General features: G+C 40.9%; 4 protein-coding genes. 2 read left to right on the top strand and 2 right to left on the bottom strand.

Going from position 1 to position 6220, the window contains the following annotated elements; translation table 11 throughout:
• Positions 1-444: 444 nt before the first annotated feature.
• Positions 445-1278 carry a formyltetrahydrofolate deformylase gene (gene purU, locus ON073_RS14715; protein WP_274762635.1) on the bottom strand — a complete coding sequence of 278 codons (834 nt, stop codon included), beginning with the start codon at positions 1276-1278 and terminating at the stop codon, positions 445-447.
• Between the two features lie 231 nt (positions 1279-1509).
• On the opposite strand from purU, the gene ON073_RS14710 reads away from it, so the two are divergent.
• Positions 1510-2115, top strand: a complete 606-nt coding sequence (locus ON073_RS14710) for an outer membrane beta-barrel protein (RefSeq protein ID WP_274762634.1) — start codon at positions 1510-1512, stop codon at positions 2113-2115.
• Between the two features lie 34 nt (positions 2116-2149).
• Here ON073_RS14710 and ON073_RS14705 read toward each other — a convergent pair whose 3' ends face one another.
• A complete protein-coding gene (locus ON073_RS14705) occupies positions 2150-5584 on the bottom strand; it encodes a PAS domain-containing hybrid sensor histidine kinase/response regulator (RefSeq protein ID WP_274762633.1) in 3435 nt (1144 codons plus the stop codon).
• Positions 5585-5956: 372 nt separating this feature from the next.
• Between ON073_RS14705 and ON073_RS14700 the strand changes: the two genes are divergently transcribed.
• Positions 5957-6220, top strand: a complete 264-nt coding sequence (locus ON073_RS14700) for a DUF4212 domain-containing protein (protein ID WP_274762632.1) — start codon at positions 5957-5959, stop codon at positions 6218-6220.

Below are 6220 nucleotides of genomic sequence, written 5' to 3'. Positions count from 1 at the left end.
CGAGCAAGCCATGTAGCGACAGGGATGTTGCTTGATGGCGTTTATGTTCATATTTAAATTATGTTTGAAGAGTGAGTTTGATTTAGGGGCGCCGAGGGATTCCAAAGGGAGACCGGCGATAGCCTCCCTTTGGCTGCTGTCGCCAGCGCGACAAACAAAGTTTCAAGTTATATTATTAATAAACGTAATCAGTGTCGTTGATTTTATGTTATGACCTGAGTTAACAATTCATCCATGAAGCGGGATTACATCGGTCATCTCGATAATCGATCTTGCATTATTCTAATGCCCACTTCCATGTAGGTCACACACCTCATTTCAAAGTACTGTGAAACTTCATTTCGGTTACTTTTCATCTTTGGCTGCTGTCGAAAGCAGCGACAAATAACGTATCGAATATTAATCAGTGCTAAGGATTTACACTGAAGCAATTACTTGGAATGGCTACTTAAACACCACTGTTTTATTACCATTAATAAATATCCGCTGCTCTGCTGCCCACTGTAGAGCACGGCAGAATACGTTTTTTTCTACATCGCGGCCAAGTGCGGCTAGCTTTTCGGCATTTTGCGCGTGGTTTACATGGCAAATATCTTGTTCGATTATCGGGCCTTCGTCGAGCTCATCGGTAACAAAATGGGCGGTGGCGCCAATCATTTTTACGCCGCGCTGAAATGCTTGATGATAGGGTTTTGCACCAATAAACGCAGGTAAAAACGAGTGGTGAATATTGATGATTTTACCGCTAAACTCGGCCACAAACTCAGGGCTTAAAATACGCATATACTTGGCAAGGCCAATTAAGTCAGGGTTAAATTCATTAATTTTTGCAGCCACTTTGGCGTCGTGTTGCGCGCGTGTTAGGCCTTCATGGCTAATGCAATAAAAGGGTATATCAAAGCCTTTTACAAGAGGCTCTAGGTCTGGGTAGTTAGCAATTACCGCTTGAATTTCTACATTCATGGCGCTTTCAAAGCATTTAAGCAAAACGCCTCCTAGGCAGTGTGCTTCCTTGGTGGCAAGCAAGACCACTTTGGCCTTTTCTTCCCCTTTTAAGCTGATATTTGAACCGCCAGGTAAAATAGCTGTTAATTGCTCAACCAGATTGCTATTTGCGAAATCTCCTTGCAGAGCGGTGCGCATAAAAAATCGATGCCTTTCACGGTCTACAAATTCGTCGTTGCGAATAATATTAAGCTTATGCTCAAAACAGAGATTAGTTATTTTAGCGATAAGGCCTGGTTCATCAGGGCATTCTGCCAGCAGTACTTTTTTCATGGTTCCTCGTTCCAGACAGCAAAAGTAATGGGTGTATATTTATATATTTTAATTATGCAATCAATAAAAAATATTAATAAATAATTTAGGGGGATTTTCAGTAAATTTTGTTTTATAAGTTTTCGTTTTTTTGCGTTAAAAGTAGCTAACCATTTCTGACAATTGCTTACATATTTTCGGTACAAAGCACACTACACTAGCCTTAGTTTAATTTTGCAAAGGAAGCACAAAATGGCAGTTTCTAAAATAGCGCGCACGTTAGTCGCTTTATCTCTTATTTCATCAACGGCGGTGTTTGCAAATACCGCAGAACAAACAGAATTAATAAGGCACACTTTTGGTGGCAAGATTGCTTCAGGTAATGTTGACCTGAAAAACGCGAAAGACGAGGATTACACTAACTTTTACTCTTACTACAACTATAAATTCAATCAAACACTATCATTTGAAGTGGGATTTAATTTTGGTATTGATGAGAGTGATTGGGAATGTGAAGATTTTGATGATGGTTTTACTTGCCGTGACCGCAATGACTCAATGTTTAATATTGGTGCAGATGAACTAGAAGTAACAAATTTTGTGCTTGCTGGTAAAGCTGCTATGCCGCTTTCAAAGCGAAACAGTTTATACGCGAAAGTTGGTGCTAATTTCTATGATTATGAAATTTCGCGAGATGACAGGTTATTGCTAGATGACTCTGGTACCGGTGTGTATTTAGAAGCAGGTTGGCAATATGTTTGGGATTTTGGTTTAGGAATGGATGCAGGTGTTCAATATTTTGATATGGGTGATTTAGATTCTGTGACATTTGGTGTGGGTGTAAATTACCAATTTTAGATGTCAATTTATCTCCAAATAAAAAATGCGCCAACTAATTACAGGCGCATTTTAACTTTGCAGGTTTAACCGGCTTACTCAAATAGTGAATGTCTTTTTCTTTGGTACTGCGTTTTAACTCATCATCGCGAACTGCGGTAATGAGTACCGCAGGAATTTTGCTTTGCCAGTGCGTTCTTAACTGTTCAATAAGCGAGACGCCATCCAGTTCATGACTCAGTTGGTAATCCATCAAAATTAAGTCCGGAGCTTCGTTTTCATTGGCAAACGCCAGTACTTTTTCAACAGCATTAAAGGCACTGTATTCACAGCCCCATTTACGCATTAAGGCACCCATAGCGTCTAAGTTTTCTTGCTCGTCATCGACAACTAATACATTAAGAGTTTGTTTGTTATCAAGAATAACTTTATTAGTTGTTTTTTCTTGCACTAACTTAATATCGCCGTAAGGCACTTCAATGGCAAAACAGCTACCTTTATTGGGCGTTGATTTTAGCTCAAGCTTTAATGACATCATGTCGGCCATACGTTTAACTACGCCAAGGCCAAGGCCAAGGCCTTTATTGTCGTTGCTTTGAATGCGGTAGAAATCATTAAATACTTTGGCTTGTTCAACTTCACTGATGCCGGGGCCGGTATCCCATACTTCAATTCGTAACTCATGTTTACGTTTGCGACAGGCAACCAACACTTTACCTGTTTCGGTGTATTTCACTGCATTTGATACCAAGTTCTGAATAATACGGCGTAAATAGGTGGTATCTGCATGGACGATTGCGTCATTGCTGCGCACTTTAAAGTTAAGGCCTTTTTCCTTGCTTAAAATAATGTACTCGTTACTTAGAGGACCTAAAATATCGTTAATTGGAAAGTGGCGCGGGGTAGGGGTCATTGCGCCTTGTTCTAATTTGGCAATTTCTAATAAACCAGACATTAAGTGCACGGTTGAATCTAAACTGTCACCCAGTTTTTCCATGGTACTGAGGTTGGTATCTGAAAGTTCGGTTTGGTCAACCGCCGCTAAATATAATCTAGCTGCATTAAGAGGCTGCAAAATATCGTGCGAAGCAAGCGCTAAAAAGCGTGTTTTACTGTCATTCGCTTTTTCTGCTTCAAGCTTGGCTTGATTAAGCTGCGCTTCGGTTTCAATTCGCTTTTCAATCTGAGCTTCTAAATCTTCATTGATCGAGCGAATCTCTAATGTGCGGGCTTCAATACGATTCTCAAGATCGATATTGACCTCTTCCAGCGCGTGTTGGGTTTCAATGTGTGTTGTAATATCGGAAAAGCAAGTTACAAAGCCGCCATCGGGCAGTGGGTTACCAATCATTTCGATTACTTGGCCGTTTCGTCTGCGGCGAATAAAGTGATGCGACGTGCCGTTGCGTAAATGCTGCACGCGTTTATTAACTTGCGCAGCTATTTCACCTGGGCCACATTCGCCTTTACTAACATTATGGCGGATCACTTCTTCAATCGGCTGGCCTACTTCTAAAAAGCCTTCGGGGTATTCAAATAGCTCGGTGTAGCGTCTATTCCAGGCAACTAGTTTTAAGTTTCTATCAACAACGGAAATGCCATGGCTGAGGTTTTCGAGCGAGGTAAATAATAGGTTTTGGTTAAACTGAATAGCTTGCGTGGTTTCATCAAAGAAGTTTACAACTTCTTCAAAAGCCATTTGTTTGCCTGAAATAACGGCACCAATTAAAACCCTAGCAGACGATGCACCAAGCACACCTGTTAGCGCCCGCTCACAAAAATCGACAAAATCACTGGTGGGTGTATCGTTGTCGTCGGCAAAGTCATGTTTCATGGTATAGCGCACAATTAGTTGCTTGGAACGTTGAATACCTAAAAACGTTTGCAGTAGTACTTTTAAGTCGTACACCGTGGCATTAATTTGTTTGCTGTGATGCTTGTCGAGTTTTAACTGCTCTTTAGGGTTTACAAATGCAGCAGCTTGAATGCGGTCAACTAAACGCTCGTCAGCACCTAGTGAAAAAACAATATAGCAAATGATATTGGCTATCAGTGCAACAAAAGTACCTTGAGTAATTACACTTTGTTGCATTGCCGTTTTCGAAATAACACCCCCTTCAAAAAGTGGCAGCATTAAAAAGAGTATCCAACAGGCAAAGCCTGCTAATAAACCAGCATAAACACCATTTGCATGGCCCTTACGCCAATAAAGCCCGCCAACCACGGCCGGTATTAGTTGAGTTACCAGTGAAAATGCCACAAGCCCCATACTGGCAAGGGCTGCTTGGTTACCGAACAATTGCTGGTAGAGATAAGAGAGCCCTAAAATGACCGCAATGGTAAAGCGGCGGGTTAATAAAATTCGACGTTTGTAGCTGGTGGTTATTAAATTGCGCTTAAATTTACGACGTAGCATCAGTGGCAGCACCACGTCATTTGAGATCATGGTGCTGAGTGTAAGTGTTGCCACTACAATCATTGCGGTGGCAGCAGATAACCCGCCAATAAATACAAAAGTAGATAAAAAGTTGCTCTGCTGCGCAAGTGGCAATGCTAATACAAAGCTGTCGGCGGCTGCGTTACCACCAATTTGTGGGTGCATCGCTGCTGTTGCTATGGGAATAATAATGCCAGCGGTGAGTAATAAATATAATGGAAACGCCCAACGCGCGGTTTTTAAATGATTAATATCTTGGTTATCAACAACGGTTACATGAAACTGGCGCGGTAAACAGATCACAGCTGCAGCAGCCATTAATGATTGTGCGACAAAATTGAAACTGAAAAAGTCTTCTTTTTGCCACTGACCAAAAGCCATTTGCGTTACAAAGTAATCCCACATACCATCTTGGTAGTTAGTGAAAACATAGTATGAAAGACCAGCTACTGCTGCAAGCGCAATCAATTTAACAATCGACTCAAACGCTACTGCTAGCATTAAACCTGAGCGGTACTCGGTAACATCCACTTTGCGCGTACCAAAATAAATGGCAAAAATCGCCATAATAAGAGTGCCCATTAAGGCCATCATGCTGCCTGATATTTCGCTATTACTTTGTAAAAGCACAAAGCTGGTGCTGAGTGCTTTTAGTTGCAATGCAATATAAGGAATAGTAGCCAGTAACGCGATAAAAGTAACTAAGATGGCGGTAAGTTGCCTTTTGCCATAACGTGCTGAAATAAAATCGGCAATGGTCGTAATGTTTTGCTTTTTACTTACCAAAATCATTTTACGTAAAAAGCTGTGGCCGAATAGAAATAGCAGAGATGGACCGAGCAAGATGGGCAGGTAGCTCCATCCCGAATTGGCTGCTGTTCCTACCGCACCGTAAAATGTCCATGAAGTACAATAAATGCCCAGCGCAAATGAGTATACAAACGGGTGGTGACTAATCTTTTTTGCCAAAGGAGTGGTTTTATCCCCCCAGTTGGCGAGCCAAAAAAGCACACCAATATAGGCTAAGGCAACAAAAATCAGCGCGATTGTCATAGTAACTCTTATTATTCTTATCTGAAGTTAAGCTAATTTATCATTTTTTGATGAAACTGTGCACACCATTCAAATTAACTGCAAACGCTTGAATTTGCTCAATCAATGCAAAACTTACCAAACATATTCGACTAATGTCGTACGTGCTGGTAAAAGTCGCTCATTACGTTTACGTAAACGTAATATTTGCGGCCTTGAAAGCCTTAATTTTACTCACTTTAGCTTAATTAATGTTCATAAATGTTTTTGCTTACCCGCTTAAGTTAACAAAATGTTACGACTAAGGTCGCACTTTAATCTTGCGTTTGCGTTGCTAGAGTCAATGATGACGATTAATTAACGTGCAATTTTGCATGACTAGGGGATATAAAAATGGCTTTTAAAGATAATGATCAAGCCAAAGCATATTGGGCGGAAAACCTTTCGCTGGTGCTTAAGCTTTTAGCTGTATGGTTTGTCGTTGCGTATGGTTGCGGCATTTTATTTGTCGATGCGCTTAACGAAATCCGTTTCTTTGGTTTTAAATTAGGTTTCTGGTTCTCTCAGCAGGGCGCCATTTATACCTTTGTTGCCCTGATTTTTGTTTACGTACGTCAGATGACTGCGTTAGACAAAAAGTACGGCGTTGACGAGTAA

Source organism: Pseudoalteromonas sp. G4 (assembly GCF_028875915.1).
Classification (GTDB): domain Bacteria; phylum Pseudomonadota; class Gammaproteobacteria; order Enterobacterales; family Alteromonadaceae; genus Pseudoalteromonas.
Note: the sequence above shows the minus strand (reverse complement) of the source record. Positions and strands in the feature narration are given on the sequence as shown.

Bases quoted from the DNA above. Each gene is read 5' to 3' on its own strand.
- purU (WP_274762635.1), bottom strand. From the start codon at position 1,278: ATGAAAAAAGTACTGCTGGCAGAATGCCCTGATGAACCAGGCCTTATC.
- ON073_RS14710 (WP_274762634.1), top strand. From the start codon at position 1,510: ATGGCAGTTTCTAAAATAGCGCGCACGTTAGTCGCTTTATCTCTTATT.
- ON073_RS14705 (WP_274762633.1), bottom strand. From the start codon at position 5,584: ATGACAATCGCGCTGATTTTTGTTGCCTTAGCCTATATTGGTGTGCTT.
- ON073_RS14700 (WP_274762632.1), top strand. From the start codon at position 5,957: ATGGCTTTTAAAGATAATGATCAAGCCAAAGCATATTGGGCGGAAAAC.